General features: G+C 72.3%; 27 protein-coding genes, 1 tRNA gene and 1 riboswitch. Of the genes, 16 read left to right on the forward strand and 12 right to left on the reverse strand.

Annotation, left to right across the window (positions count from 1 at the left end):
- Nucleotides 1-8: 8 nt before the first annotated feature.
- The 6 genes from LTL01_RS09060 to LTL01_RS09085 form a co-directional block, all read right to left on the reverse strand.
- Nucleotides 9-860 carry an ABC transporter ATP-binding protein gene (locus LTL01_RS09060; RefSeq protein WP_236968316.1) on the reverse strand — a complete coding sequence of 284 codons (852 nt, stop codon included), beginning with the start codon at nt 858-860 and terminating at the stop codon, nt 9-11.
- Entirely contained in the window at nt 857-1,678 is an 822-nt protein-coding gene (locus LTL01_RS09065; protein ID WP_236968317.1) for an ABC transporter ATP-binding protein, read from the reverse strand. Before LTL01_RS09065 ends, LTL01_RS09060 begins: the two co-directional genes overlap by 4 nt.
- The gene (locus LTL01_RS09070; protein WP_236968318.1) at nt 1,675-2,607 is read right to left on the reverse strand and encodes an ABC transporter permease; all 933 of its coding nucleotides are present in this window, start codon (nt 2,605-2,607) and stop codon (nt 1,675-1,677) included. Before LTL01_RS09070 ends, LTL01_RS09065 begins: the two co-directional genes overlap by 4 nt.
- Nucleotides 2,604-3,554, reverse strand: a complete 951-nt coding sequence (locus tag LTL01_RS09075; protein WP_236968319.1) for an ABC transporter permease — start codon at nt 3,552-3,554, stop codon at nt 2,604-2,606. Before LTL01_RS09075 ends, LTL01_RS09070 begins: the two co-directional genes overlap by 4 nt.
- Nucleotides 3,551-5,062, reverse strand: a complete 1,512-nt coding sequence (locus LTL01_RS09080) for an ABC transporter substrate-binding protein (protein WP_236968320.1) — start codon at nt 5,060-5,062, stop codon at nt 3,551-3,553. The genes LTL01_RS09075 and LTL01_RS09080 overlap by 4 nt, the downstream gene beginning before the upstream one ends.
- A gap of 87 nt (nt 5,063-5,149) precedes the next feature.
- Entirely contained in the window at nt 5,150-6,094 is a 945-nt protein-coding gene (locus LTL01_RS09085; protein WP_236968321.1) for an alpha/beta fold hydrolase, read from the reverse strand.
- Nucleotides 6,095-6,145: 51 nt separating this feature from the next.
- On the opposite strand from LTL01_RS09085, the gene LTL01_RS09090 reads away from it, so the two are divergent.
- From LTL01_RS09090 to LTL01_RS09100, 3 genes are all read left to right on the forward strand, one after another.
- Nucleotides 6,146-6,655 (forward strand): carboxymuconolactone decarboxylase family protein, encoded by a 510-nt coding sequence (locus tag LTL01_RS09090; RefSeq protein ID WP_236968322.1) that lies wholly within the window; start codon nt 6,146-6,148, stop codon nt 6,653-6,655.
- Entirely contained in the window at nt 6,652-7,380 is a 729-nt protein-coding gene (locus tag LTL01_RS09095; protein ID WP_236968323.1) for a tyrosine-protein phosphatase, read from the forward strand. The genes LTL01_RS09090 and LTL01_RS09095 overlap by 4 nt, the downstream gene beginning before the upstream one ends.
- Before the next feature lie 85 nt (nt 7,381-7,465).
- Nucleotides 7,466-7,927, forward strand: coding sequence for an SIP domain-containing protein (locus tag LTL01_RS09100; protein ID WP_236968324.1), 462 nt, complete (start codon nt 7,466-7,468; stop codon nt 7,925-7,927).
- A gap of 63 nt (nt 7,928-7,990) precedes the next feature.
- Here LTL01_RS09100 and LTL01_RS09105 read toward each other — a convergent pair whose 3' ends face one another.
- From LTL01_RS09105 to LTL01_RS09120, 4 genes are all read right to left on the reverse strand, one after another.
- Nucleotides 7,991-8,383, reverse strand: coding sequence for a Fe-S oxidoreductase (locus LTL01_RS09105; protein ID WP_236968430.1), 393 nt, complete (start codon nt 8,381-8,383; stop codon nt 7,991-7,993).
- Nucleotides 8,384-8,454: 71 nt separating this feature from the next.
- Nucleotides 8,455-9,270 (reverse strand): arginase family protein, encoded by an 816-nt coding sequence (locus LTL01_RS09110; protein ID WP_236968325.1) that lies wholly within the window; start codon nt 9,268-9,270, stop codon nt 8,455-8,457.
- An 88-nt stretch (nt 9,271-9,358) separates the two neighbouring features.
- Nucleotides 9,359-10,108 (reverse strand): PspA/IM30 family protein, encoded by a 750-nt coding sequence (locus LTL01_RS09115; protein WP_053547663.1) that lies wholly within the window; start codon nt 10,106-10,108, stop codon nt 9,359-9,361.
- Between the two features lie 81 nt (nt 10,109-10,189).
- Nucleotides 10,190-12,199 carry a TPM domain-containing protein gene (locus tag LTL01_RS09120; protein WP_236968326.1) on the reverse strand — a complete coding sequence of 670 codons (2,010 nt, stop codon included), beginning with the start codon at nt 12,197-12,199 and terminating at the stop codon, nt 10,190-10,192.
- 156 nt (nt 12,200-12,355) lie between these two features.
- Here LTL01_RS09120 and LTL01_RS09125 point away from each other — a divergent pair, with 156 nt between their 5' ends.
- The 6 genes from LTL01_RS09125 to LTL01_RS09150 all read left to right on the forward strand — a co-directional run bounded on the left by LTL01_RS09125 (nt 12,356) and on the right by LTL01_RS09150 (nt 17,307).
- Nucleotides 12,356-13,195, forward strand: coding sequence for a DUF3097 family protein (locus LTL01_RS09125; protein ID WP_053547661.1), 840 nt, complete (start codon nt 12,356-12,358; stop codon nt 13,193-13,195).
- A gap of 42 nt (nt 13,196-13,237) precedes the next feature.
- Nucleotides 13,238-13,987: a tRNA (guanosine(46)-N7)-methyltransferase TrmB gene (gene trmB / locus LTL01_RS09130; protein ID WP_236968327.1), complete on the forward strand. Its 750-nt coding sequence runs from the start codon at nt 13,238-13,240 to the stop codon at nt 13,985-13,987.
- Nucleotides 13,988-14,085: 98 nt separating this feature from the next.
- Entirely contained in the window at nt 14,086-15,327 is a 1,242-nt protein-coding gene (locus LTL01_RS09135) for an MFS transporter (RefSeq protein WP_236968431.1), read from the forward strand.
- A gap of 27 nt (nt 15,328-15,354) precedes the next feature.
- The gene (locus LTL01_RS09140) at nt 15,355-16,242 is read left to right on the forward strand and encodes a CPBP family intramembrane glutamic endopeptidase (protein ID WP_236968328.1); all 888 of its coding nucleotides are present in this window, start codon (nt 15,355-15,357) and stop codon (nt 16,240-16,242) included.
- Nucleotides 16,243-16,380: 138 nt separating this feature from the next.
- Nucleotides 16,381-16,443: riboswitch (guanidine-III (ykkC-III) riboswitch) on the forward strand.
- Between the two features lie 11 nt (nt 16,444-16,454).
- A complete protein-coding gene (locus LTL01_RS09145; RefSeq protein ID WP_236968329.1) occupies nt 16,455-16,781 on the forward strand; it encodes a DMT family transporter in 327 nt (108 codons plus the stop codon).
- A 64-nt stretch (nt 16,782-16,845) separates the two neighbouring features.
- Nucleotides 16,846-17,307, forward strand: coding sequence for a CinA family protein (locus LTL01_RS09150; protein WP_236968330.1), 462 nt, complete (start codon nt 16,846-16,848; stop codon nt 17,305-17,307).
- A 59-nt stretch (nt 17,308-17,366) separates the two neighbouring features.
- Here the strand turns inward: LTL01_RS09150 and LTL01_RS09155 are convergent.
- Nucleotides 17,367-17,439 (reverse strand) — tRNA-Arg (locus tag LTL01_RS09155).
- A 13-nt stretch (nt 17,440-17,452) separates the two neighbouring features.
- Nucleotides 17,453-18,274 carry an SGNH/GDSL hydrolase family protein gene (locus LTL01_RS09160; protein ID WP_231717955.1) on the reverse strand — a complete coding sequence of 274 codons (822 nt, stop codon included), beginning with the start codon at nt 18,272-18,274 and terminating at the stop codon, nt 17,453-17,455.
- Nucleotides 18,275-18,331: 57 nt separating this feature from the next.
- Between LTL01_RS09160 and LTL01_RS09165 the strand changes: the two genes are divergently transcribed.
- The 7 genes from LTL01_RS09165 (at nt 18,332) to thrB (ending at nt 26,734) form a co-directional block, all read left to right on the forward strand.
- Nucleotides 18,332-19,162 (forward strand): transglutaminase-like domain-containing protein, encoded by an 831-nt coding sequence (locus LTL01_RS09165; protein ID WP_053547643.1) that lies wholly within the window; start codon nt 18,332-18,334, stop codon nt 19,160-19,162.
- Between the two features lie 65 nt (nt 19,163-19,227).
- Nucleotides 19,228-20,892, forward strand: a complete 1,665-nt coding sequence (gene argS / locus LTL01_RS09170; protein ID WP_236968331.1) for an arginine--tRNA ligase — start codon at nt 19,228-19,230, stop codon at nt 20,890-20,892.
- A gap of 21 nt (nt 20,893-20,913) precedes the next feature.
- Entirely contained in the window at nt 20,914-21,741 is an 828-nt protein-coding gene (locus LTL01_RS09175; protein WP_236968332.1) for an LmeA family phospholipid-binding protein, read from the forward strand.
- A gap of 182 nt (nt 21,742-21,923) precedes the next feature.
- A complete protein-coding gene (lysA, locus tag LTL01_RS09180) occupies nt 21,924-23,378 on the forward strand; it encodes a diaminopimelate decarboxylase (RefSeq protein ID WP_053547641.1) in 1,455 nt (484 codons plus the stop codon).
- Entirely contained in the window at nt 23,375-24,700 is a 1,326-nt protein-coding gene (locus LTL01_RS09185) for a homoserine dehydrogenase (RefSeq protein ID WP_053547640.1), read from the forward strand. Before lysA ends, LTL01_RS09185 begins: the two co-directional genes overlap by 4 nt.
- 1 nt (nt 24,701) lies before the next feature.
- A complete protein-coding gene (thrC, locus tag LTL01_RS09190; protein ID WP_053547639.1) occupies nt 24,702-25,790 on the forward strand; it encodes a threonine synthase in 1,089 nt (362 codons plus the stop codon).
- Nucleotides 25,787-26,734, forward strand: coding sequence for a homoserine kinase (gene thrB, locus LTL01_RS09195; RefSeq protein ID WP_053547638.1), 948 nt, complete (start codon nt 25,787-25,789; stop codon nt 26,732-26,734). The genes thrC and thrB overlap by 4 nt, the downstream gene beginning before the upstream one ends.
- Nucleotides 26,735-26,740: the final 6 nt, after the last annotated feature.

Here is a 26,740-nt window from a genome sequence, read left to right on the forward strand (position 1 = left end):
CACCGACCCTAGTCGCGGCGGCCGACATCCTCCCGGTGGGATGCATCGCCGTCGGGGGCCGGCGGGAGCACGGGAGCCGCCGCGAGGAGCTCGCGCGTGTACGGATGCCGCGGGCGTGCGAGGACGTCGGCGGTGCGTCCGCGCTCGACGATACGCCCGTCCTTCATGACGGCGATCTCGTCGCACACGTGGGCCACGACGCCGATGTCGTGCGAGACGAGGACGAGGGTCAGATCCTCCTCCGTCCGCAGCCGCGCCAGCAGATCGATGATGCGCGCCCGCACGCTCACGTCGAGCGCCGACAGCGGCTCGTCGGCGAGGAGGAGGCGCGGGCGGTGCACAATCGCCCGCGCGAGTGCGATGCGCTGACGCTGGCCGCCGGAGAATTCGTGGGGGAAGCGCTCGGCCGCCTCGGCATCCAGACCTACGCGGAGGAGGACCTCCTCGACCCGGGCTCGGTGGTCGCCCGGCGCGCCCAGCGCCCACAGCGGCTCGCCTACGATCCGGCCGACGCTCATCCGGGGATCGAGGGAGGCGTAGGGGTCTTGGAAGACGATGCCGGTGAGCGCGCGGAGCCAGTGGAGCGACCGGGCCGGCCCCGCGGCATCCACCGGACGCCCGTCGACCTCGACGGTGCCGGACGTCGGGGCGTCGAGGGCGGCGAGGAGCCGCACCAGTGTGGACTTGCCGGATCCGGACTCGCCGATGATGCCGAGCGAGGATTCCGCGCGGATGTCCAGGTCGACGTCGTGGAGTGCCGTGGTGACCGGGCGCGGGCCGAACGGCCGCTCCCGAGCGCCGGCATAGGTGCGGGTCAGGGCCCGGGCGCGTACCAGGGGCGATGCGGAGACGGGGGTCATCGCTGCTCCTCGCCCTGCGGTGTCTCGGACGGTGTCTGCGTCTGCGGCGACCAGGACGTCGCCCGGGCATCGCGGAGGAGTCCCCGCGTGATCTCCGAGGCGGGGGCGGTGAGGAGGGCCTGCACCGGCGCGTCCTCCACCACGCGTCCTCGGTGCAGGACGACGCCGCGCGTGGCGACCAGCGACAGGACGGCGAGGTCGTGCGTGATGAACAGCAGCCCGCGTCCCTCGTCCTCGACGAGGTCGCGCAGGAGCGTCAGGATGCCGGCCTGCACCGTGACGTCCAGGGCCGTGGTCGGCTCGTCGGCGATGATGAGGCGCGGTGCGCAGGAGAGGGCGGCCGCGAGGGCGACCCGCTGACGCTGACCGCCGGAGAGCTGGTGCGGGTAGCGGCGGACGATCCGGGCGGGGTCGGGGAGCGCCATCCGCTCCGCGAGCTCGATCGCGTGCGACGCGGCGTCCGCGCGCGACATCCCGGTGTGGATGCGCAGCGACTCGGTCATCTGCCGCCCCACTCGCCGGACGGGGTTCAGCGCCGTCTGCGGCTCCTGGAACACCATGCCGATCTCCTGACCGCGGATGCGGGCGAGCGTGCGGTCGTCGAGGTCGCGGAGATCGCGATCGTCCCAGAGGATCCGACCGCCGACGGTCGCGCCGTCCGGCAGCAGTCCCAGGATCGCAAGGGCCGTGAGTGACTTCCCCGATCCCGACTCGCCGATGAGGCCCACCCGTGCACCGTCGGGCACGGTGAAGGACACGCCGTCCACGACCCGGCGTCCGCCGATGTCGATCGTCAGGTCCTGCACGGATAGGCTCATGCCACCACCTCCGGCATGTGGGTCCGCGCGGCGCGGGCGGCGCCCCGAGCGGTGCGCAGCGTCGGGTCCGTCGCCTCGCGGAGGCCGTCGCCGAGGAGGTTCAGGCCCAGCACGGTGACGGTGATGGCCAGCCCCGGCCACAGCACGGACAGCGGGTAGACCGTGAGGTACTGCTGGAGCTCGGCGAGGAGGAGCCCCCACGACGGGTCGGTGACGGGCGCACCGAACCCGAGGTACGACAGTCCCGCCTCGGCGAGGACGGCGACGGCCATGCCCCACGACAGCTGGACGATGAACACCGGGGCGACGTGGGGGAGGAGGTGGCGCGCGAGGTTCTGGACGGGCGTGAGGCCCGCCGCTTTCCCCGCCAGCACCACGTCGCTGTGGAGGACGCGGCGCAGCTCCGGCCGGGTGACACGGGCGATGTTGACCCCGAACCCGATGCCGACCGACCAGATGACCACGGCGAGGGATCCTCCCCAGACCGCGGAGATCATCATCGCGATGAGGAGCACGGGGAACGCGATCAGGATGTCGATCAGCACCGCCACGGACTCCCGGACGACCCGGGTCGTGAGCGCGCCGAGCGCGGCGAGGACGAGGCCGAGCGCCGTCGCGATCAGGCCCGCGCCGACAGCGACGAGGATCGTCGTGCGGGCTCCCGCCATCAGCAGGCTCAGGATGTCGCGCCCCGACCCGTCCGTCCCGAGCGGGTGGTCCAGACCCGGCGCGCTCCACCGCGCGGCGAGGTCCACCTGTTGCGGGTCGAACGGCGTCCAGACGGCGGCGACGAGAGCGGTGAGGGTGACGGCGGCGACCACGAGCAGTCCGAAGCGTCCCGTTCCGAGCGCCCACAGGCGCCCGAGCCAGCCCCAGCGGCGCGCGCGGAGGCGGGCACGGCGCTGTCGGCGGAGCACGGCGCGGCTCATGCGGTCTCCCGCTGACGAGGATCGAGGGCGCGGTGCGTGAGGTCGACGACGAAGCCGACGAGGAGGACGAAGCCGGTCAGAGCCACCAGCGCGCCCTGCACCTTGGGGAGGTCGCGGGCCGCCACGTCGGCCACGAGCATCCTGCCGATCCCGGGGAGGGTGAACAGCTGCTCGATGACGACCGCTCCGACGATGATGCCGGCGATCTGCAGACCGAGGACCGTCACCACCGAGAGCCCGACGACCGGGAGGCCGTGGCGGACGAGGGCCGCGGTGCGGGTGAGTCCGCGCGCGGCCGCGGCGCGGACGTGGTCCTGGCCGAGCGCCGAGAGCGTCGCGGACCGCACGAACCGCAGGAGCATCGCGCCTTCGATCAGTCCGATCGTCAGGGCGGGGAGGATCAGCGCCCGGAGCGCGGCCCCCGGGTCCGCCCACCCCTCGCGAGGGAAGCCCTGCGCCGGAAGCCATCCGAGCCAGACGGCGAAGACGACGACGAGCATCATGCCCGCCCAGACCACGGGGACCGCCGCAAGGGCCTGCGCGCCCACGCTCAACGCCACGCCGTCGGCCCGTGCACGTCGGACCGCCGAGACGACGCCGAGGGGGAGGCTCACGGCGAGGGCGATCAGCAGCGACAGGATGCCGAGCGGCACCGTGACGGCGGCTCGGCGCACGAGCTCCTCGCCGACGCCGGTGCCGGTCAGGAGCGAGGTGCCGAGGTCGCCGCGCAGGAGGCCTCCGAGCCACTCGAGGTACTGGAGCGGCAGGGGGCGGTCCAGGCCCAGCCGGGCGCGGATGGCCTCCTGCTGCTCCGGGGTCGACCCGGTGCCGGCGATGAGCTGGGCGACGTCGCCGGGAAGCACCCGCAGGGTGAGGAAGATGACCGCGCTGGCGACGAACAGCCCGAGCAGGAGCAGGGCTGTGCGTGTCAGGGCGTATCGGATCACCCGTCGCTCTTGGTGAGGGCGGTCAGGTTCATCCGCTCGTTGACGTTGGTGTTCGGCATCCCGTCGATCCCGGTGCCGACGGCCACGACCGAGGCGCCGTTGTAGAGCCAGTCGGCCGCCGCGTCCTCGGAGACGATGCGCGCCGCCTCCGCGAGGAGGTCTTCGACCTCGGCGGGGTCGGTCGCCGCCAGGGCGTCGGCGTAGAGCTCTTGGACCTCTGCGTTGTCGTAGGTGAAGTAGTAGTCGGGGTTCGCCCAGTTCTCGAAGTCCCGCGCCTCGGTGTGGAGCACGAAACTCAGGTCGTAGTCGCGGTTGACGTAGACGTCGTTGAGCCACGTCGAGAAGTCGACCGACTCCACACGCAGCTCGATGCCGACCTCGTTGAGGTTCGACACGAGCACCTGGGGGATGGTGGTCGGGTAGAAGTTCGGGATCGTCAGGGTCAGCTCGAGATCTTCCGCGTCGGCGGCGATGAGGAGCTCACGGGCCGCCTCCGGGTCGTAGGGGGCGAGGTCCGACAGGTCCTCGTAGCCGGGGTCCAGCTCCGGGATCGGGCCGTACTGCGTCTCTCCCGCGCCGAGCGCGGTGACGAACGCCTGGTGGTCGATCGCCTGACGGATCGCCTGGCGCACGCGCTGGTCCGCCAGCGGCGATCCGGCCTGCTGGTTGAACGCGAGCGTCGCCTTGTCGGTGGACGGCCCGATCTCGAGGGCGAAGGTGCCCTCCGCCTCGATCTGCGGCGCGAGGTTCGCGTCGAACCCGGTGACGACGTCCACCTCGCCGGCGAGGGCGGCGTTCAGTGCGGACTGGTTGTCGGGGATGTAGTCGAAGACGACCTCGGCGACGCCGGCCGGCTCGCCCCAGTAGTCGGCGTTCCGCGTGAGGACGATGCTGTCGCCGCGGAGCCAGGACTCCAGGGCGAAGGGGCCGGTCCCGTTCGCGGCGGTCTTGTAGTCGACGTCGGTCTGCTCGTCGAGGATGATGCCCGCGCGACCGGAAAGGTTCCACAGCAGCGAGGAGTCGGGCTCGGCGAGGGTGAGGGTGATCTCCTGGCCGTCGGCGGTGATCTCCTGCACTCCGGCGAGCCGGGCGGAGTCGCGCCATTCGGCGTCGCCGCGGCGCGTCGTCAACGACCACACCACGTCTTCCGGGGTGAGCTCCTGCCCGTTGTGGAACAGGATGCCCTCGCGCAGGGTGAACGTGTAGGTGAGGCCGTCGGGCGAGATCTCCCAGTCGCTCGCGAGCGCGGGAACGATCTCCTGCTCGGGCGTGCGTGCCACGAGTCCCTGGTAGACGTTGTCGACGAGGACCTGGTCGAGGGCGGCGCCGGCGGTCAGACGGATGTCGAGATTGCTCGGCTCGAGCACGAGGCGGATGGCGACCGAGGCGTTCGGATCGGGGGCGCCCGTCGACGTCGGGGCGGGCGCCGGGGCGGCGGTGCAGGCGCTGAGGGCCAGGGCGCCGACGAGGGTCATCGTCGATGCGGCCAGGGTGGTGCGGCGGAGCATGCCCGTCCTTTCAGGGGGCCGTGTCATCCGGACACGACGGGACCGAGGGGGCGCGGGCCGCTCGGGTGCAGACCGCGATAGACCAGCCTAGATGCTCTGAACGAGGGCGGCGAGGGTCCGCGGCTGATCCTCCTGCACGTTGTGACCGGCATCCATCCGCACGATCCGGGCGGCCGGGAGGTGCGCACGGAACTGCTGCTCGTCGTCGTCGGTGAGGAATCCCCGTTCGGCGCGCACGAGGGTGATCGGCGCGGTGACGGCGGCGAGGTCCTCCCATCCCGTCGTTCCGAGCACCGCCGCGACGGCGTCGGTGCGCTCGGCGCGAGGGCTGTCGGAGAGACCGCCGGCGTCGGCGGCGTCGTGGGCGAGGCGGGCGAAGTGGTGCTTCCACTCCACGCGGCCGTCGGGGCGGATCCGGGTGTTGAAGAAGACGCCGCGCGCGACCTTCTCACGCGCCCCGCCGCCCAGACCGAACGCGAGCGCCCGGTCGACGACCTCGTCCCGGCTGGCCCAGTCCGTCGGGCCGGCGAAGAAGGCGCGCAGCTGGGCGGCGCCGCCGTTCGGATCGATGCCGGGGGTGATGTCGACGACGACGAGGTCGCGCACGAGGTCGGGAGCGGATGCCGCGACGGCCGCCGCGGTGAGGCCGCCGAGCGAGTGCCCGACCAGCACCTGGGGGCCGTCGGTCCACGCGCGGATCCCCGCCGCGACGTCCGGAGCGAGGACCCGGGCGACGTACGCGGCGTCGTCCCGCCAGGATGAGTCGCCGTGGCCGGGGAGGTCGATCGCGAGCGCGGGGAGCCCGAGCGCGAGGATCGTGGTGTCCCAGGTGTGGGCGTTCAGACCCGCCCCGTGGAGGAAGGTGATCGCGGGACCCGTCGTCGCGGTGACAGGGGTGTACCGCAGCGCGCTCAGCGTCCGGCCATCGGCGAGGGCCAGCGACAGGCGTTCGGCGCGGGGGAGCGGACCGGTCGCGCCGGCGTCCGAGGCCTGCGCGGGGAGGAAGGAGAACTCGTTCTCGGGCTCGGTCATCCGCCCATTCTGTCCCGTCGAGGCCCCACCGCGCGTGGGTAGGCTGACGGCATGAGTCCGGAATCGCGCGTGCATCTGTCCCGCTCGGCCCCCGCGGCCTACAAGGCGCTCGCCGCGTTCTCCACGACCGTGGGGTCGCTCGCGGCGTCGAATGCGATCGAGCCGCGGCTGAGCGAGATCGTGCAGATCCACACGTCGCAGATCAACGGGTGCGCGTTCTGCGTCCGCGTCCACGTCGACCGCGCGGCGAAGATCGGCCTCGGCGCCGACGTCATCGCCCAGATTCCGGTGTGGCGGGAGTCGGGGGTCTTCACCGACCGCGAGCGCGCGGGACTGGAGCTGGCGGAGGCGTACGCCCGCATCCACGACGGAGGGGTGTCCGACGAGCTGTACGACCGGGTCGGCGGGATCCTCAGCGAGGACGAGTACGTCGCGCTCAGCTGGATCCTCGTGGCCATCAACGCCTTCAACCGGGTCGCGATCGCGGGGCGATACGCGGTGCCGCCGCGCGAAGATCTCCAGGGAGAGGATCGCGACGCCGCCGCGGGGTCCGCGTGGTGAGCGGGGAACCGGTCGACCTCGCCGCGGTCGCGGGGTCGATGAACCTACGCGACGTCGGCGGACTCCGCGCAGGCGGCGGAATCACGCGGGAGCGGACGCTCTACCGGTCCGGGACGCTGGCGCACCTCGCCGACGACGGTGTCGCGGCGCTGTCCCGGCTGTCGCTCCGCCGCGTCGTCGATCTGCGTGATGCGGCGGAGGTCGACGCGAACCCCAGTCGGCTTCCGGCGGCGGTGCCGGTGGAGCGCGTGCCGCTGTTCCTCGGATCAGTGACGTCGTTCTTCGCCGAGGACATCGGGCTGGAGGAGATGTACCGGCGGATCGTCGACGACTCATCCGACGCGGTGGTCCGGGCGGTGCGTGCCGTGGTCGTCGATCAGCCGGTGCTCGTGCACTGCACGGTCGGGAAGGACCGCACCGGTGTGACGGTCGCCGTCGCCCTGTCGGCGGCCGGTGTCGACCGCGACGAGGTGGTTGCGGATTACGCGCGCACCGCGGCGCTCCTCCCCGTCGAGCGGACGCGCGCCGTCATCGACTGGCTGCGCGCGCAGCATCCGGGGTCGACGAACCTCGAACAGCTCGTGGCGGGGTCGCCCGCCGACGTCATGGAACGGCTGCTCGGTCGCATCGACGCCGAGTACGGATCCGCGCGCGACTATCTGCTCTCCCACGGACTGAGCGACGATGAAGTCGTCGAACTCGGTCGGGTGCTCGTCGCCCGCTGACACGCCGTCCGCGATACGCGGCCATCGGCCGAAATCGTGGGAGTGAGGTAAGGCAACCCTTCGTCGGGGTTATGCTGGACGCATCATGTCGCACAGCACCGAGCACTCCGCCGCCGCGTGCCGGGCTTCCCGTCACACGCGCGTGCAGCACCTCATCACCGCCGACGAGTCGTCGCTGGTCGAGCTCGAGACGCTGCTGTCCACGCTCCCGCTGTGCTCGACGGGCCGTGTGTTCATCGAGGTGTCCGACGCGTCGCACGTCTTCGCGCTCCGCGCCCCGGCACGCATGACGGTGACATGGCTCGACCGCTCCCGTCGCTCGGGCGCCCCGGGCTCCGCCCGCGCGTGCACGCCGGGCCTCGCCCTGGCTCGCGCGGTCGGTGCATGGGCCGACGAGATGCTCTGCGCCGACGACGACCAGACCCGCATCCACCTGCTCGGCGGCTACCTGGGTACCGCGGACATCGTCGACCACCTCACCGACCTCGGCATCCCGGCCGAGCGCGTCCACGCGCCCGAGCGCTTCGGACTCACCGCCCGCCGCTGACCCGCGGCAACCGACGCGGGCCACCGACCCGGCGCCGCCGATCTCGACCCGGTGTCATCGCGTTCAGCGCGCGACCGGCTCCATCCGCGTCGTCCCGCGGCGGCGGGGCAGATACCGCCCGTCCTCCAGGCCCGCCTCGATCTCGAAGCGGTTGCGCAGAGGGTCGCGGCCTGCGAGGGCGTAGAGGAGCGGCATCAGGAAGCCGTACCGCTGCCACTGGCGCTTGTGCACCGCTTCGTGGCGCAGCAGCCGATCGTCGATCGCGCCGCGCCCGGTGAGGAAGCATCCGCCGACGCACACGCCGCCGCGCGGGAAGGTCCAGGACGGCATACCGCGGAACACCCACAGCCCGCCGCGGCGCTGCACCCGACCGGTGCTCCAGAGCGTTCCCCACACCCAGCCGACGGTGCAGCCGTACAGGTAGCCCAGCCGGCTGATCGGTGAATCCAGCAGCATGGGCGGGATCCAGCGGTCGATCCGACGCCCGGCGGCGAGGGCGTGCGCGGCGGCGGCCGCCTGCGCGGTGTTCACGCCAGGGCTCCGACGATCCGCAGCAGCGGGCCGAGGTCATCGGTTGCGACCGCTGCCGAGGCGGGGGAGTAGCCGCTCAACGACGCACCGACGAGCGGAACCCTCTCCCGCGCGCCGGCGACGGCGGCGGTGAGCTCCGTCACGCTCGGGCCGAACGGCACCGGACGCACCATCCCGGTGACCGCGGACGGGTCGAGGGCGGCGACGTCCACGTGCACGTAGAGCCCGTCGGCGTCCACACCCGACAGTGCGGCGAGGAGCCCGTCGGTGTCGCCCGGGATCATGAACGAGCGGATGCCGAGCGCCGCCGCCACCGTTTCCTCCGCCGTGTCCGCGGCCCGCGCCGCCGCCAGCAGCACCCGCTCGGGAGCGACGGTGCCGGGGGCGAGGCCGAGTCCGGCATCCGTGCGCCCGAGCGCCGCGCCGAGCGCCATGGTCTCGAACGCGCCGCTAGGCGACGACGACGGATCGTGGAGCGCCGGATGCGCGGCGACCCACAGCACCGCGAGCCGCGAGCACCGCGCGGCGGCGTGCGCGATCGCGGCCGGGGCGACGCCGGCGTCACCGCCGACGGTGAGGACCGGCTCTGCGGACAGCTCCAGGGCCGCGTCGAGCTGCGCACGGATGCGGCGGAGCGAGCTCGCCCGCAGCACCCCGGTGTCAAGCGCCTCCCCGGCCTCCATGGGCACGTCGACGACGACGGTGCGCGGCCGCGGAAGATCCCCCGCGAGGGCCTCCGCGCCGTCGATCAGCTGCATCGCGCGCGACGACGCGCTGCCCTGCCACTGGGGGACGACGATGAACCGCGTCATCGGCGGTCTCCTTCCGCTCGCTCCGACATCGCACCCGGAATGCGCCGTGGGGCGCCGATCGCGATGATCGACGCCCCACGGACGCGGGTCACGGGGTGGTGGGCGCGTTGATCGCGGCGGGGGTGGTTCCGCCGGACTTCAGCATCGCCAGGCGTGCCTCGACCTCGGTCAGCTCGCCGACATCCTCCAGCGCCGTGAACTGCGCGTCGAGGCTCGACGCGGCCAGCTCCTGCTTGCCCTGGGCGAGGGCCTCCTGGCGGCGGACCTTGTCTTCGAACCGGCCGAGCTCGCTCGTCGGGTCGAGCACGTCGATCGACTTGACCGCGTCGTGGACCTTGTTCTGCGCTTCGGCGACCTTGGCTCGTGAGAGGAGCTCGCTGCGCTTGGAGCGCAGCTGGTCGAGCTTCTGCTTCATGCCGTTGAGGCCGTCCTTGAGCTTGTCGACGACTTCGGTCTGCGCGGCGATGGTGGGGGCGATCGCCTTCGCCTCGTTCTCCTCGCTGATCTGACGCTGCAGCGCGATCTTGGCGAGGTTGTCGAACTTGTCGGCGTCGACGGTGTTGCCCTGTCCGCGCAGCTCGTCGGCCTTGCGGCTGGCGGCGAGGGCCTTGTTGCCCCACTCGGCCGCAGCCTGGACGTCTTCCTGGTGGTCGCGCTCGAGCAGGCGCAGGTTGCCGATCGTCTCGGCGATCGCGGCCTCGGCGTCGGCGATGGAGTTGGTGTAGTCGCGCACGAGCTGGTCGAGCATCTTCTGCGGGTCCTCGGCGGAGTCGAGGAGTGCGTTGATGTTGGCCTTCACGAGGGTCGAGATGCGACCGAAGATGGACTGCTTGGCCATGGTGTTCCTTCCTGTCGAACGATCAAGATGAGGGGAGAAGCGGGTGCCGCGGCGCGGCCCGCGCGAGACGGTCGGAGCGGATCAGAAGCGGCCACCTCCCCGGCGGCCGCGGGTGCCGCCGCCGCCGAAGCTGCCGGGACGCATCCCGCCCCCGGATCGGCCGCCGCCGCTGAAGCCGCCGAAGCCGCCGCCGAACCCCCCGGAGGAGCCGCGGGACGATCCGCCGCCGAGGAGGGAGTTGATGACGATGCCGCCGAGGACCGCGTTCATCATCCCGTTGCCGCCGCCCTGCGCAGGACCGGCCGAGAAGGCGCCGACGTCGGCCTGCGCGCGCTGCATCGCCTGCGCGGCGAGCTGCTCGGCGCGCTGGGCCTGCTGGAGCGCCTGCGCGGGATCGGAGGACTGCAGCTGCTGGGCGCGCACCAGGGAAGCACCGGCCTCGGCGAGACGCGTGCGTGCTTCGGCGCCGACGCCACCCCGACGCGCGGTGATGTAATCCTCCGCCGCGGCGACCTGGGCCTGGGCCTGCATCAGGTGCTGGGCGAGCATCTGCCGCGCGCGCTGAGCGGCCGCCTCGGCGTCGCGCACCCCCTGCACCACGGCATCGATCTGCGTGTCGACCGATTCCAGGCCCTGCAGCATCGCCAGCGGGCGGCGCGCGGTACCGGCGAGGTTCTCGCGGGCGGTGTCGATCTGCGTCCGGGTGGCGGCGATCGCCGCGGCGACCCGTCCGTCGCCGTCGGGGAGCGTGGAGGCGGTGACGATGTCCCGCTCGAGCTCGGTGATGAGTGCGTGCGCGCCGCGCTCGCCCTCGACGAGATCGGCGGCGAGCGTTTCGACGGCCCGCTCGAGCAGGCGCGCCTGCGAGACGGCCTCCTCGGCTGCGCGGATGCCGACGGCGGCCTCGCCGCCGCGTCCGGCGCCGATCGCCGCGGTCGCGATCGCGATCTGCTCGTCCGCGAACTCGATCCGTGACCGCGCCTGGGCGGGGTTGTCCGCAACGGCCGCCAGTGCCTCGTCGGCGTACGACCCGCGGAGCCGCGCGAGGGTCGCGTCGGCCGTCGCGAGGGCGCCGAGCACCTCTTCGCGCTCGTCCTGCACCCTCGCGAGGGCTTCGGGCGCGTTCTGCTCGAGGCGGCGGAGCTCGTCGAACGCCTCGGCCTTCGCGTCGAGGCGCGCCCCGGCCCCCTCGCAGAGTTCGATGATGCGAGTGGTGGCGGCCCGCACCTCGGCATCCGAGTCGGGGGTCTCGTCATCGAGGGTCTGCTGGATCTCGAAGGCCTTGTCGAGGTCGGCACGCGCCTCGGCCAGGACACGCGAGAACTCCTCGGTGGCCGCCTCGCCGAACTGGGCCGTGGCGAACCCGAGCTCCTGCGTGCTGGTCTTGATCGCGTCGTCCATCTCCACCAGAGCGGATGCCGCGCGGCGAGCGAGCTCGGCCGTCGGCACGGCCGGGGGACCGGAGGTGCCCACGGCACCCCCGCCGGCACCTGAACGACGGCGCCGGACGAACACCACTATGACCGCGATCGCGGCACCGACCGCGGCGATCGCGAGGATCACGGTGAGGATGCCGCCCCCGGACCCGCCGTCGGATCCGGAGGCGCCGCCGGTACCGTTCCCGGTGGCCGCGGTGAGCCCGGCCGCCGCGGCGTCGATCGCGCCGAGCCAGTCCTCGGCGGCCAGCGCCGGCTGCACGTCCTGCTGCTCGATGGCGCCGAGCTGATCGAAGGTGACCGGCCCCTCACTGTCGCCGGAGATGTAAAACTGCCGGCTGTCGACGGCGACGGCGAGCAGGTACTGCGTCGGTCCGAGGCCGTTGCGGGACGCGGTCTCGTTCGCCCACGCCTCCGAGGAGTCGGGGTCGGTGAAGGTGTCCACGAACACGACCCAGAGGTCGACGCCGGTGTCCGCGCGCAGCTGTGTGAGGCGCTCCTCGGCGGCATCCGCGTCGGCGCTCGAGAGCACACCGGCGTCGTCGAGGACGTAGCCGGAGCCGAGGTCGACCGGGGGCGTCGCGGACGCGGCGGTGGCGGGGACGCACACCAGCGCGAGCATCAGCGCGAGCATCGCCGCCCACCGTGCGCGCATGGAGATCCCCCTTCGGTGAGAGCCGTTGCCGACCCACGGGGCGAGTCTATGCACCGCCGTGCATACCGCGGAAGTCCGCCGGGATCCTCTCGGCGTTCCCGCGGGTCGGGCCGCCGGCGACCTGCTATGCGGGTAGCGTGCCGTGGCGGAGGACGCATGGACGATCGATACGGCACCGACGTGCTGGCAGCCGGGTGGAAGCAGCGCCAGGCGAAGCAGCTCGCGCGCGTGGAAGCGACGCGCGACACCGTGGTGGAGGTCGCCGACGACGGATTCTGCGGTGCCGTGACGTCGGTCTCCGGCGGCATGGTGGAGCTCGAGGACCGCGTCGGTCGCCGACGCCTGTTCCCCCTCGGCGCAGGCTTCCTCATCGACGGCGCGGACGTCGTCCTCATCCCCCCGGCGCCCACCGCGCCCGCGGGTCCCCGCCGCACGGCATCCGGTTCCTTCGCGGCGCCCGAGACCCGTGCCCGCACCGCCCGCGCGAGCCGCATCCTCGTCGAGGGCCGGCACGACGCCGAGCTGGTCGAGAAGGTGTGGGGCGACGACCTGCGCGCCGAGGGCGTCGTCGTGGAGTACTTGCAGGGCGTGGACCTCCTCCAGGCCACCCTCGACGACGAGCCGCCCTCGGCCGCGCGCCGGTACGGGGTGCTCGTCGATCACCTCGTGCCGGGATCGAAGGAGTCCCGCGTCGCCGACGCGGTCGCCCGGGGCCCGCACGGCGCCCACGTGAAGATCGTCGGGCACCCGTGGGTGGACGTCTGGCAGTGCGTCACGCCCCGCGCGGTCGGTATCGAGCGCTGGCCGGACGTCCCGCGCGGCATCGAGTACAAGGTCGGCGTCTGTCGCGCGCTCGGATGGCCCGCGCGGGATCAGGCCGACCTCGCCCGCGCCTGGCAGCGCATCCTCGCCTCGGTCCACTCCTACCGCGACCTCGAACCGGAGCTGCTCGGCCGGGTGGAGGAGCTCATCGACTTCGTCACCGCCGTGGACTGACGCCGCACCGTCGGCGGGGCACCCCGCCGGTAGCCTGGGGGAGTGTCCGAGACCGCGCCGCCGAGCCCCGCCCCCTCCCGCGGATTCCGCGACCGCCCCGTCTCGTTCGTCCGCCGCAGCGGTCGGATGTCGGAGGCCCAGGAGCGCGCGTGGCGCGAGCTCGCCCCCGCCTTCGTCATCGACGTCGACCGCGACGAGGCCGCCACCAGCGTCCGGCCCGGGACGGTCATCGACCCGGCCTCGGTCTGGGGGCGCATGGCACCGCTCATCGCCGAGATCGGATCCGGACAGGGGCACGCCATCGTGCACGCCGCGGCGGCCGCACCCGACACCGACTTCCTGGCCGTCGAGGTCTTCGCCGCGGGCCTCGCGCGCACGATGCTGGATGCCGAGCGCGCGGGTGTCGAGAACCTCCGCCTCGTCGAGGCGAACGCGCCCGAGGTCCTCCGTCACCTCCTGCCCGCCGGCGCACTGAGCGAGCTGTGGGTGTTCTTCCCCGACCCGTGGCACAAGAAGAAGCACAACAAGCGACGCCTCGTCACGGCCGAGTTCGCCGGGATCGCGGCATCCGCTCTCCGTCCCGGGGGAGTGCTGCGTCTCGCGACCGACTGGGAGGACTACGCGCTGCAGATGCGCGACGTTCTCGACGGCGCCGACGGGTTCGCGCGGTCGTTCGAGGGCGATTGGGCGCCGCGGTTCGACGGGCGCGTGCTGACGGCCTTCGAACGCAAGGGCATGCGGGTCGGGCGCGAGATCCGCGACCTCGCCTACCGCCGGAGCGGCGGCGTGTGAGCGAGGCACCGGACCTCCGCGCGACCGGTCCGCAGCCGACGGGACCCATCCCGATCGGTGCGCACGCCCCGGGGGCGGTGCCGCGCGATCGGTGGCGCATGGTCCGCCCGCTCGGGCATCCCGACTTCCGGATGCTGTTCGCCGCGGTCGTCCTGTCGGTCTTCGCCGCCGGTATGTGGGCGGTCGTGATGGTCTACACCGTCATCGACGCCGGGGGTGACGAGGTCGCCCTCTCGATCGTCGCCGCGGCGAGCGCGGTGGGCCTCCTCGCCTGCGCGATACCCGGCGGCATCGTCGCCGATCGGGTCTCCCGCCGCACCGTGCTGCGGGTCGTCGAGGCCGCGAACGTCGTCGCGATCGGATCGGTGGTCGCCGTCAGCTTCACCGCGACCGTGACGATCGCCCACCTGACGGTCGTGGCCTTCGTCCTCGGCGCCGGCGCCGGCTTCTTCTTCCCGGCCTACAGCGCGATCCTCCCGCGGATCCTCCCCGCCGAGCAGCTCTTGGCCGCCAACGGGCTGGAGGGGGCGATCCGTCCCGCCCTGCAGCAGGCCGCGGGCCCCGCCGCGGCCGGCATGGTGGTGGCCGCCGTCATCGCCCCCGCGCACGCCACCGTCGGCGTCGCGCTGGCACACCTGATCGCGCTGGTACTGCTCTTCTTCGTCCGGAGCGAGGATGCCGTCCCCGAGGCGGAGAGCGACGTCGCACCGTCGCGGGGCGTGCTCGGCGACCTCGCCGACGCCGTCCGCTTCACCGTCCGCACGCGCTGGCTCCTGTGGACGCTGCTGTTCGCCACCGTGTGGGTCCTCGTCGTCCTCGGCCCCGAAGAGGTGCTGGTGCCCTTCCTGACCCGCGACCGGATCGGCGAGGACCCGCGCTGGTTCGGCTTCCTCCTCGCCGCCTACGGCATCGGCGGCGTCGTCGGGTCGCTCGTCGTCTCGGCCCGCCCCCTCCCGCGCCGCTACCTCAGCGTGATGACGCTCGTCTGGGGTGCGTCGACCCTGCCGTTCATCGTCATCGGCCTGACCGACGTGTACGCGCTCATGATGGCGTCGGTGTTCGTGATCGGCTTCGGCTTCAGCTACGGCAACGTCATCTGGGGCACGCTCCTCCAGCGCCGCGTCCCGCGGCACATGCTCGGCCGGGTGTCGTCGCTGGACTTCTTCGTCTCGCTCGCCCTCATGCCGGTGTCGATGGCGCTCGCCGGACCCCTCGCCCAGGTCGTGTCGATCCCCACCATCTTCATCGTCGCCGGCCTCGTGCCCTTCGTCCTCAGCTTCGTCGTGCTGTGGGCGGCGCGCATGCGGCAGGACGAGATCGCCCACCCGCTCGACCGCTGACCTGCACGACCGCTGAAAGGACACTCCATGCCCGCTCATGCCGCCGTACCCGTCGCCACCCGTCCCGCCTGGACGTGGCGACTCCTCCCGGCGTTGGCGGTGTGCCTGGCGGCCCCGGCGTTCTTCGTCCTCCTCACCGCCTGGCTCGGCTGGGTGCTCCTCGCCGTGGGCGTGGGGGCGGCGCTGGTCATCGAGCGGCGCGAGGCGTTCGAGCGGCCGCCGTCGACGGATGCCGCGGGGGACGGCATCCGTCGCCCCAGCCTCACGCGCGACCTCTCGCTGATCGCGGCGGGTCTCCTGGTCGTGAGCCTCATCCCTCTGAAGGCGGAGCTGGACAACCTCGCCTTCCTCCGCTTCACCCTCGCGCTCGGCGGGGCGGTCGCGGTGCCCTACGTGCTGTCGCGCTGGGTCTACCGCGACTATGCGATCCGGTTCCCGTGGCGCGGGGGCGGGCGGTGGACGAAGTTCCAGTGGTCGTGGCTGGTGGCGGTGCTGGTGCTGGGTTGGCTGATCCTGCCGTTCTACTTCATCACCTCCGGCGTCTACATGAACTGGCCGGTCGTGGACACCCCGGACCTCATCGCGCGCCTCTTCGTCGGCGTCGGCGCTGTCGGCATCTGGGATGAGCTCTTCTTCATCTGCACCTGCTTCGCGCTGTTGCGCCGGCACTTCCCCGACTGGCAGGCGAACATCCTGCAGTCGATCGTGTTCGTGTCGTTCCTGTGGGAGCTCGGCTACCAGGCGTGGGGCCCGTTCCTCACGATCCCGTTCGCGCTGCTCCAGGGCTTCATCTTCATGAAGACGCGCTCGCTCGCCTACGTGGTCACCGTGCACCTGCTCTTCGACGCGGTCGTCTTCGCCGTGCTCGTCCACGCGCACAACCCCGGCCTCCTCGACGGGTGGTTCCTCGTCTGAGCGGTGTGTCGCGGGCTCTCGCGGTGTTCGTGTGTCGCTCATGGCCCCCTCGATCTCGCGGAGGCGGCCGCGAGCGCCACCTGAGCGCGCGCACCCACCCTGCCGAGGGGGTGCGCAGGGTCGGGCGCTAGAGTGGTCGACGGATCCCGACCGGATCCCCGGACGAGGGTTCAGTACCCGGTGAGCGACAAGACTGGCCATGGAGACGTGCCATGTCGTGGATCATCCTCATCCTGTCCGGAATCCTCGAGGCCGTGTGGGCGACCGCCCTCGGCAAGACCGAGGGATTCACCAAGCTCTGGCCGACCGTGATCTTCGGCGTCGCGCTCGTGGTGAGCATGGGCGGCCTCGCCTACGCGATGCGCGAGATCCCCACGGGCACCGCCTACGCGGTATGGGTCGGCATCGGTGCAGCGCTCACCGTCGGCTACGCGATGATCACCGGGGACGAGAGCTTCTCGTTCGTCCGCGTGCTGCTCATCCTCGGCCTCGTCGGCTGTGTCATCGGGCTGAAGCTCGTCGGCGGCGACCACGCCTGACCGCGCTCGCAGACGCCTCGCTCCGGGATTGCGCGCACCCGCACGATCCGTACGCTGGATGAGCATGGGAACCGCCGAACTCTCCGAGATCGCCGCGGCGAAAGACCTCCAGGTCGCCGTCGCCGAGTCGCTCACCGCAGGGCTCCTGGCGAGCGCGATCGGCAGCGGTGCGGGCGCGCGTGAGTGGTTCCGCGGGGGAGTCGTCGCCTACCAGACCGGCGTGAAGAACGAGGTCCTCGGGGTCGACGAGCACCTGGATCCGTGCTCACCGGAGGTCGCGCGTCAGCTCGCCGTGGGCGTGCGAGACCTGCTGCGCGCCGATCTCGCCGTCGCGACGACCGGCGTCGGCGGTCCCGAGGGCGATGACGGGCACCCGCCGGGCGAGGTCTATCTCGGTTGGGCGACCGCGGATGCCGTCGGCCACCGAAAGCTGGAGCTGGAGGGCGAGCCGCACGAGATCCTCGCCGCGACCGTGGACGCCGCCGTCGAGCTGCTGACCTCGCTCGCGCGGGAGATCAGTGCCTGACGGGTGGTGTAGAGATCACGAAAGGGACCGCCCTTCGGACGGTCCCTTTCGTGATGACGTGCCCCCGACAGGAATCGAACCTGCGACCTTTGGTACCGGAAACCAACGCTCTATCCCCTGAGCTACGGAGGCGTACCGGTCGAGATTACCACCCGGGCGCGGGCGTTTCCGCCGCGGCGACGGCCGGGACGGCGAGGGCGCGCAGCGCGTCCACGAGCCGCTCGGCGAGATACGCGTGGCCGTCGGTGGACGGATGCCGGAGCCCCACGGGACCGATGTCGATGACCGACAGGTAGTTCTCCTCGGTGATCCAGTCCTCCGACAGGGGCGAGATGTACCCCCACCCGCGCGCGGTGGCGAGGGCGGCGAGGTCCCGATCGATCGCAACCACGGCGTCGTCGACGGGGAGGACGTGCGGCGCGGGACCGAGCACGACGAACGCGGCGTCGGGGTAGGTCGCCGCCAGCGCATCCCACGCCGCGGTCACCGCCGCATCGTACCCCTCGGGGTACCGGCGGCGGTCGTTGATCGACCCCTGCACGATCACCACGTCGAACGCGGCATCCGTCGGCAAAGCCGCGATGCGCTCGCCGTACGTGCCGCCCTCCCATCCCTCGCGAAGGTAGCCGCTGCCCGGCTCGCCGTCGATGATCGCGTGGGCGCCGAGGGTCGCCGCGGTCCGCGGAGCGTAGCCGAGGGCGCGGGTCAGGGCGCCGAGTCCGAACGTCCACGAGTCGCCGAAGACCAGCATCCGCTGCCCGTCCGCCACCACGAGGGCGCGGGGTGGGACGCGCGCGTCGGCCTCGGCCGCGATGTCGTCGGAGGTCGCGGGGACGGCGCGGAAGAGGCCGAAGAAGCCGGTCCCCACGGCGGTCGCGCCGAGCGCGAGGACGATCGCGAGGACGACGGCGACGCCCGTGAGGACCCACACCGGACGCCGGTGCCAGACCTCGTCCTCGTGCCGCATGGGATGACGGTACTGCACGCGGCCCGAGCGGCCTTTCCGGCGTGCGAGGATACTCCGGTGCATCGCGTCGTGACCGCCGAAATGGAGCTGGAGCTCGCCTCTCCCGTCGACCTCATCTTCCAGATCACCGCGGCCCAGCCGGTGCCCCGATCGAGCGAGCAGCTGAGCTTCACGCAGGACGATCGCGTGTACACCCCGACCGAGATCGTCGATCAGTCCGGTACGCGTCTGCACCGCCTGACCGGCGAAGCGGGACTCCTCTCCGTCCGCTACGAGGCCGTCGTGGACGGAGTCGCCACGGCCAGCCGGACGAGCGACCTCGAGGCGATCACGTATCTCCGCCCGAGCCGGTACTGCCAGTCCGACGAGGTCTTCCTGCAGGCCCGCCGCCAGTTCCGCGGTCTCAGCGGATACGACCTCATCGCCGCGGTATCGGACTTCGTCGCCACCAGCACCACCTACACCCCGGGCCTCAGCCACGGCACCGACAGTGCGGTCACAACCCTCATGACCGGACAGGGCGTCTGCCGCGACTACGCGCACGTCGTCATCGCGCTCCTGCGCGCCATGGACATGCCCGCGCGGTACGCGGCGTGCTTCGCTCCCGGCCTTCAACCGATGGACTTCCACGCCGTCGCGGAGGCGTACCTCGACGGCGCCTGGTACGTCATCGACGCCACGCGCCTGGCCGACCGGCGCTCGCTCGTGCGCATCGCCACGGGGCGCGACGCCGCGGACTGCGCGTTCCTCAGCTACCACGGCGGCATCGTCGGACTCCGCCACCTGCGCGTGGACGCGTGGGTCGCCTCCGATCAGGGGGCGGATGCCGACGCCGCGGCATCCGTCGCGGAACCGGACGACTTCACGGCCCTCGTGCAGATCGGCTGATCTCCGCGCTGGAGCGCCCGGACGCATCCGGCGCGCCGAGGCGGGCGAACTAGACTGAGCGGTCTATGAATCCCGACGTCCTCTCCGCCGCTCTGCTCGCCGTCATCACGCCCCTCGTCGAGGCGCGACGACCCGGCGCGGCGGAGGGTCTCACCACCGCCGACCTTCCGCTCGAGCGGCCGAAGAACCGCGACCACGGCGACTGGGCCTCCAACGCCGCGCTGAAGCTCGCCAAGGTCGCCGGCGCCAATCCGCGTGAGTTCGCCGCGGAGATCGCCGCCGGTCTCGAAGCGGTCGAGGGCATCGACTCGGTCGAGGTCGCCGGCCCCGGATTCATCAACATCCGACTGGATGCCGCGGCCGCCGGGGCGCTCGCGAAGTCGATCGTCGAGGCGGGGGACGGCTTCGGCACCACCGACGCGCGCGCCGACGAGATCATCAACCTCGAGTTCGTCAGTGCCAACCCGACCGGCCCCATCCATCTCGGCGGCACCCGCTGGGCCGCAGTCGGCGATGCCCTGGCCCGCATCCTCGCCTCGCAGGGGGCCCGCGTCACCCGCGAGTACTACTTCAACGACCACGGTGCGCAGATCGACCGCTTCGCGCGCAGCCTCATCGCCGCCCACGAGGGGGCGCCCACGCCGGAGGACGGTTACGGCGGGGCATATATCGCCGACATCGCCCGGCGCGTCGCCCTGGCCTACGACGGCGACATCGATGCCCTCGACCCGGCGGCCAAGCAGGAGGCGTTCCGCGAGCTCGGCGTGAACTTCATGTTCACCGAGATCAAGCAGTCGCTGCACGAGTTCGGCGTCGACTTCGACGTGTACTTCCACGAGAACGATCTGCACGATTCGGGAGCCGTGGAGCGGGCGGTGGCGCGTCTGCGCGAGCTCGGTCACATCTTCGAGTCGGACGGGGCCACGTGGCTGCGCTCGACCGACTTCGGCGACGACAAGGACCGCGTCGTCATCAAGTCCGACGGCAACCCCGCCTACATCTCCGGCGACCTGGCCTACTACCTCGACAAGCGCGAACGCGGGTTCAACCGCTGCATCATCATGCTCGGCGCCGACCACCACGGGTACGTGCAGCGGCTCATGGCGATGTGCGCGGCGTTCGGCGACGAGCCGGGCGTGAACCTGCAGATCCTCATCGGCCAGATGGTCAACCTCGTCAAGGACGGGCAGCCGGTGCGCATGTCCAAGCGCGCCGGCACCGTCGTCACGCTCGAGGACCTCGTCGAGATCGTCGGGGTGGATGCCGCCCGCTACGCCCTGACGCGCAGCTCCGCCGACTCGAACCTGGACGTCGACCTCGACGTCCTGCAGCGGCGCACCAACGACAACCCGGTCTTCTACGTGCAGTACGCCCATGCCCGCACGCACAACGTCGGGCGCAACGCGGCGGCCTCGGGTGTGGACCGGAGCGACTTCGCCCCCGAGACGCTCACGCACGAGACCGAGGCCGCGCTCCTGGGCGCCCTGCAGGAGTTCCCGCGCGTGCTCGCCTACGCCGGCGAGGTGCGCGAGCCGCACCGGGTCGCGCGCTACCTCGAGGAACTCGCCGGTCTGTATCACCGGTGGTACGACAACTGTCGCGTGATCCCGCAGGGCGACGATCCCATCGAGCCCGTACACCGCACGCGCCTGTGGCTGAACGACGCGACCGGACAGGTGCTGCGCAACGGACTGCGCCTGCTCGGCGTGGGTGCTCCCGAACGCATGTGACCGGCTGAGGAACGGGTGGAGATGGCAGATCAGGGGCAGACCCGACCGACCGAGCCGCTGCCCGACTGGGCCGTTCCCGCGGCGGCACCCGAGCGCCGGCGCCGCCGCGCGTGGCCCTGGATCGTCGCCGTCCTCGTGGTCGTCGCGCTCGCGATCGGCGCCTGGTTCGCCGGCGAGGCCATCGCCCGTTCGATCGTGACCGCGACGGTGCGCGAGCAGGTGATCACGGCCCTCGATCTCCCCGCCGATCAGCCTCTGGAGGTCGAGGTCGCCGGCACCGTGCTCCCGCAGCTCATCGCGGGGCGTCTGGACGAGCTGACCCTGTCATCCGAGGACGTCGCGCTCGGCGACGCCTTCACCGGCGACATCCGTGTGGTCGCGCAGGGCGTTCCGATCAGCGGCGGGGCGATGGATGCCGGCTCCGCGACGGTGACGATGGACGCCGATCAGCTCCGTGCGCTCCTCGCGACGATCGACTCCTTCCCCGTCGACACGGTCGATCTCGCCGCCCCCGACGTGACGGTGTCGATCGAGGTCCCGGTCTTCGCCGCGGAGATCCCGGTCGGCGTCGCGCTGACCCCGGTCGCCGACGACGGCGACATCGTCCTGACCCCGTCCGAGATCGAGGTCGCCGGCACGGCACTGTCGGCAGAGCGCATCCGGCAGCAGTTCGGGCTCGTCGCCGATGTCATCCTGCGCGACTGGACGGTGTGCGTGGCCGATCAGATCCCGGCCGGCGTCACCCTGCGGGAGATCTCGGTGCAGGAGGGCGCCGTCGTCGCCGAGCTCGACATCGACGGTGCGATCCTCTCCGATTCCGCACTCCAGGCGGAGGGTGTCTGCGCGTAGCGCACGGCTTCGGCATCGCGGATGTCACAGAGTGCGCAGCGCGCGGGGTGCCGCGGGCGTGTGCCGTAGACTTCAGGCACTGTCCGCAGGGACGCCCCGGCGCGTGATCGCACCGGCCGGGACGCCCGCACCTTTCGGATCCCGGCGGGCCGCGCCGAAGCATCCATCGATTGGTCTCACCCGTGTCCGCCGCCCCGCACTCCTCCTCGCCCGCCTCGGCATCGCCCGCCGCGCCGGGTGACGCCAACGCCCTGGTCGCGGCGGTCTGGCCGAGCCGCGCGACACGCGACGACCGCGGCGTCCTGACCCTCGGCGGCATCCCCGCCACCGAGCTCCGCGACCGCTTCGGAACGCCCCTGTGGGTGCTCGACGAGGACGAGGTCCGCGCGCAGGCGCGTCGGGCCCGGTCCGCGTTCGAGGTCGCCTCCGCCGCGCACGGCGTCGCGGCGCGCGTCTACTACGCGGGGAAGGCGTTCCTGAGCATCGAGGTCGCGCGCTGGGTGACGGAGGAGGGGCTCGCCCTCGACGTCTGCACCGGCGGCGAGCTCGCCGTGGCCCTCGCCGCGGGTGTGGATCCCGCCCGACTCGGCTTCCACGGCAACAACAAGAGCGAGCTCGAGTTGCGCGCCGCCCTCGACGCCGGAGTCGGCACGATCGTGATCGACAGCTTCGTCGAGATCGAGCGTCTCGCGGCCCTCACCTCCGGGCGTGCCGCACCCGCCCGCGTGATGGTCCGCGTCAACAGCGGCGTGCACGCCGAGACCCACGACTTCCTCGCCACCGCTCATGAGGACCAGAAATTCGGCTTCACCCTGACGGATGCCGTCGCCGCCGCCGCGCGGATCCGCGAGGTTCCGGGACTCGAGCTGGTGGGCCTGCACGGCCACATCGGCTCGCAGATCTTCGGAACCGCCGGATTCGTGGAGTCGGCCGCGCGCCTCGTCGACCTCCACGCCGCGCTGTCGGCGGACGCGCCACTGCCGCTGCTGAACCTCGGCGGGGGCTTCGGGATCGCCTACACCGCGGCGGACGACCCGACCCCGATCGCGGATCTCGCCCGGGGGATCGTCGACGCGGTCGCGGCCGAGTGCGCCGCCCGCGGCATCCCGATGCCGGACCTCGCCTTCGAGCCGGGCCGCTCCATCGTCGGTCGCGCCGGCGTGACGCTGTACTCGGTCGGCACGACCAAGCCGGTCACCCTCGACGAGGGGCTGACGCGTCTGTACGTCAGCGTCGACGGCGGCATGAGCGACAACGCCCGTCCCGCGTTGTACGGCGCGCAGTATTCGGTGCGCATCGCCTCGCGCGCCAGCGACGCCGACCCGGCACTCGTGCGCGTGGTCGGCAAGCACTGCGAGTCCGGAGACATCGTCGTGGACGCCGACCACCTTCCCGGCGACGTCGCGCCCGGCGATCTCCTCGCCGTTCCCGCGACCGGCGCCTACTGCTTCTCCCTCGCCAGCACCTACAACTACGTGCCGCGTCCGCCCGTCGTCGCCCTCCGCGGCGGTGAGGCGCGCGTGATCGTCCGCGGCGAGACGGTGGACGACCTCCTCGCGCGTGATGCCGGGTACACCGGCGCGGCCCGTGCACTCCTGACCTCCGCACCCGAATCCCCGATGGAAGGGACCGCATGACGACCGACTACCGCCGCCTGCGCGTGGCTCTGCTCGGCGCGGGAGCCGTCGGCTCCCAGGTCGCCTCGCTGCTGCGACAGCACGCCGACGAGCTCGCCGACCGTGCCGGCGCACGCCTGGAACTGGTCGGCATCGCCGTCCGCGACCTGGACGCGCCGCGCGAGACGGAGTTCCCGCGTGAGCTCCTGACCACCGACGCCGAACAGCTGATCCTCGGCGCCGACATCGTCATCGAGCTGATGGGCGGGATCGAGCCGGCGCGCGAGTACCTCCTGCAGGCCATCGGCGCGGGCGCGGACGTCGTCACCGCCAACAAGGCCCTCCTCGCCACCCACGGCCCCGAGATCTTCGACGCCGCCGACCGCGTCGGCGCGCAGGTGTACTACGAGGCCGCCGCGGCGGGAGCGATCCCCATCATCCGCCCGCTGCGCGACTCGCTCGCCGGCGACCGGGTCGTACGGATCATGGGCATCGTCAACGGCACCACGAACTACATCCTCGACCGCATGGACACCGAGGGCGCGGAGTTCGGGGACGTCCTCGCCGACGCGCAGGCGCTCGGCTACGCCGAGGCCGACCCGACCGCGGACGTCGAGGGCTACGACGCGGCACAGAAGGCCGCGATCCTCGCGAGCCTCGCCTTCCACACCGCCGTGCCGTTGGACGCCGTCCACCGCGAGGGCATCACCCACATCGACAAGGCGATGATGGATGCCGCACGCCGCGCCGGGCAGGTCATCAAGCTCCTCGCGATCTGCGAGCGTCTGCCGGAGTCGGCCGACGGGGCGGCGGGCGAATCGATCTCCGTGCGCGTCTACCCGGCGCTGGTATCCCGCGAGCACCCGCTCGCCACGGTCCACGGCGCCAACAACGCCGTGTTCGTCCAGGCCGAGGCCGCGGGCGACCTCATGTTCTACGGTGCCGGCGCCGGCGGCGTGCAGACCGCCTCCGCCGTCCTCGGCGACGTGGTCTCGGCCGCCCGCCGCCACATCGCCGGCGGCGTCGGCGTGGGCGAATCCACCCGCGCGAACCTCCCCGTCGTCCCGATCGGACGCGTCATCACCAGCTACCAGATCACCCTCGAGGTCGACGACGAACCCGGCGTCCTCGCCACCGTCGCCGGCATCCTGAGCGAAGGACGCGTGTCGATCGCGACCCTCGAGCAGACGGTGGTCGCGGATGCCGCCTCCGGTGGCACGGCCCGCATCGTCATCGGCACCCACACAGCTCGCGAGCAGGATCTCAGCGACACCGTCGACCGCCTCGCCGCCAGCGGGGTCGTCGAGCGGGTCGTGTCGGTCCTGCGCGTGGAAGGAGACTGACATGGCACACCTCTGGCGCGGAGTCCTCCGCGAGTACGCAGACCGGCTGGGCGTCACCGACGCCTCGACCGTCGTCACCCTGGGGGAGGGCGGTACGCCGCTGCTGCCCGCTCCGGCGCTGTCGCACCGCACCGGCGCCGACGTGTGGGTGAAGTTCGAGGGGATGAACCCCACCGGATCGTTCAAGGACCGCGGCATGACCGTGGCCCTCTCCCGGGCGGTCGAGCACGGCGCGAAGGCGGTCATCTGCGCATCGACGGGCAACACCTCCGCCTCGGCGGCCGCCTACGCCGCGCACGCGGGGATCACCGCGGCGGTCCTCGTGCCCGAGGGCAAGATCGCGATGGGCAAGCTCAGCCAGGCCGTCGCCCACAACGGCCGCCTCATCCAGATCCGCGGCAACTTCGACGACTGCCTCGAGATCGCCCGCGAGCTCGCCGACCACTACCCGGTGCACCTGGTCAACTCCGTCAACCCCGATCGCATCGAGGGGCAGAAGACCGCGGCCTACGAGGTCGTGGAGGTGCTCGGCGACGCGCCGGACTTCCACTTCATCCCCGTCGGCAACGCCGGCAACTACACCGCCTACTCGCGCGGCTACCGCGAGGAGGCCGCCCGCGGCGCCGCCACGCGCGTCCCGCGCATGTTCGGGTTCCAGGCCGAGGGCTCCGCGCCGCTCGTCCGCGGCGAGGTCGTGCGCCAGCCCGAGACGATCGCCAGCGCGATCCGCATCGGCAACCCCGCCTCGTGGGAGCTGGCGCTGGAGGCGCGCGACGCCACCGACGGCTGGTTCGGCGCGATCGACGACGAGCGGATCCTCGCGGCCCAGAAGCTCCTCGCGGGCGAGGTGGGCATCTTCGTCGAGCCGGCCTCGGCCATCAGCGTCGCGGGCCTGCTCGACCGTGCCGAGAAGGGGATCATCCCCGCCGGCTCCCGCGTCGTGCTGACCGTGACGGGCCACGGCCTGAAGGACCCGCAGTGGGCCCTCCGCAACGCCGACGGTTCGCAGGTCGAGCCCACCGTGGTCGACGCGGCGACGTCCGAAGTGGCGTCGGTGCTCGACCTCGTCCCGGTCGAGGCGCCGGCGTGACCGCACCCGTCGCGCCGGAACCGGGGCGACGCGTCCTCGTGCGGGTCCCCGCGACCAGTGCGAACCTCGGGCCGGGGTTCGACACCCTCGGACTCGCGCTGAGCATCTACGACGAGCTCGACGTCACCGCCCTCCCCGAGGGCGAGCTCGAGATCGACGTCGAGGGGGAGGGGATGGGCGACGTCCCGCGCGACGCCTCCCACCTCGTCGTGCGCGCGATCGCCTACGCCTACGAGGCGGTCGGGCGCCGGATGCCGGGACTGCGCCTGCGCGCGCGGAACGTGATCCCGCACGGCCGCGGCCTCGGCTCCTCCGGCGCTGCGGTCGTGTCGGGTCTGCTGGCGGCGAAGGGACTTCTCCGCGGCGACGTGGAGATCGGTGACGAGACGCTCCTGCGTCTGGCGACCGAGCTCGAAGGCCACCCCGACAACGTCGCGCCCGGACTCTTCGGCGGTCTCACGATCGCCTGGGTCGACGAGACGGGGCCGCAGCACAAGAAGCTCATCGTGCACCGCGGCGTCTCGCCGCTCGTGTTCGTGCCGGACTTCACGATGTCCACGAGCGTCGCGCGGAGTCTGCAGCCCCTGCAGGTGCCGCGAGAGGACGCCGTGTTCAACGTCTCGCGCTCGGCGCTGCTGATCGCCGCGCTCACGCAGAGCCCCGAGCTGCTGCTCGCCGCGACCGAGGACAAGCTCCACCAGAGCTATCGCGCGCAGGCGATGCCGGGCACCGATCAACTGGTCCGGGCCTTGCGCGCCGAAGGGTTCGCCGCCGTCGTGTCGGGAGCGGGACCGAGCGTCCTGGTGCTCGCAGACGGACCCGGACGACGCCTCGAGGCGGCCGCGCTGGCGGCCAAGACCGCGGACACCCCGTGGGAGGCGCACATGCTCGCCGTCGACGTCAAGGGTGGTACAGTGGGCGAGTACGCGGAGAGTGCCACGTAAACACGT

It is taken from the genome of Microbacterium aurantiacum (genome assembly GCF_021654035.1).
GTDB classification, from domain to species: Bacteria; Actinomycetota; Actinomycetes; order Actinomycetales; family Microbacteriaceae; genus Microbacterium; species Microbacterium aurantiacum.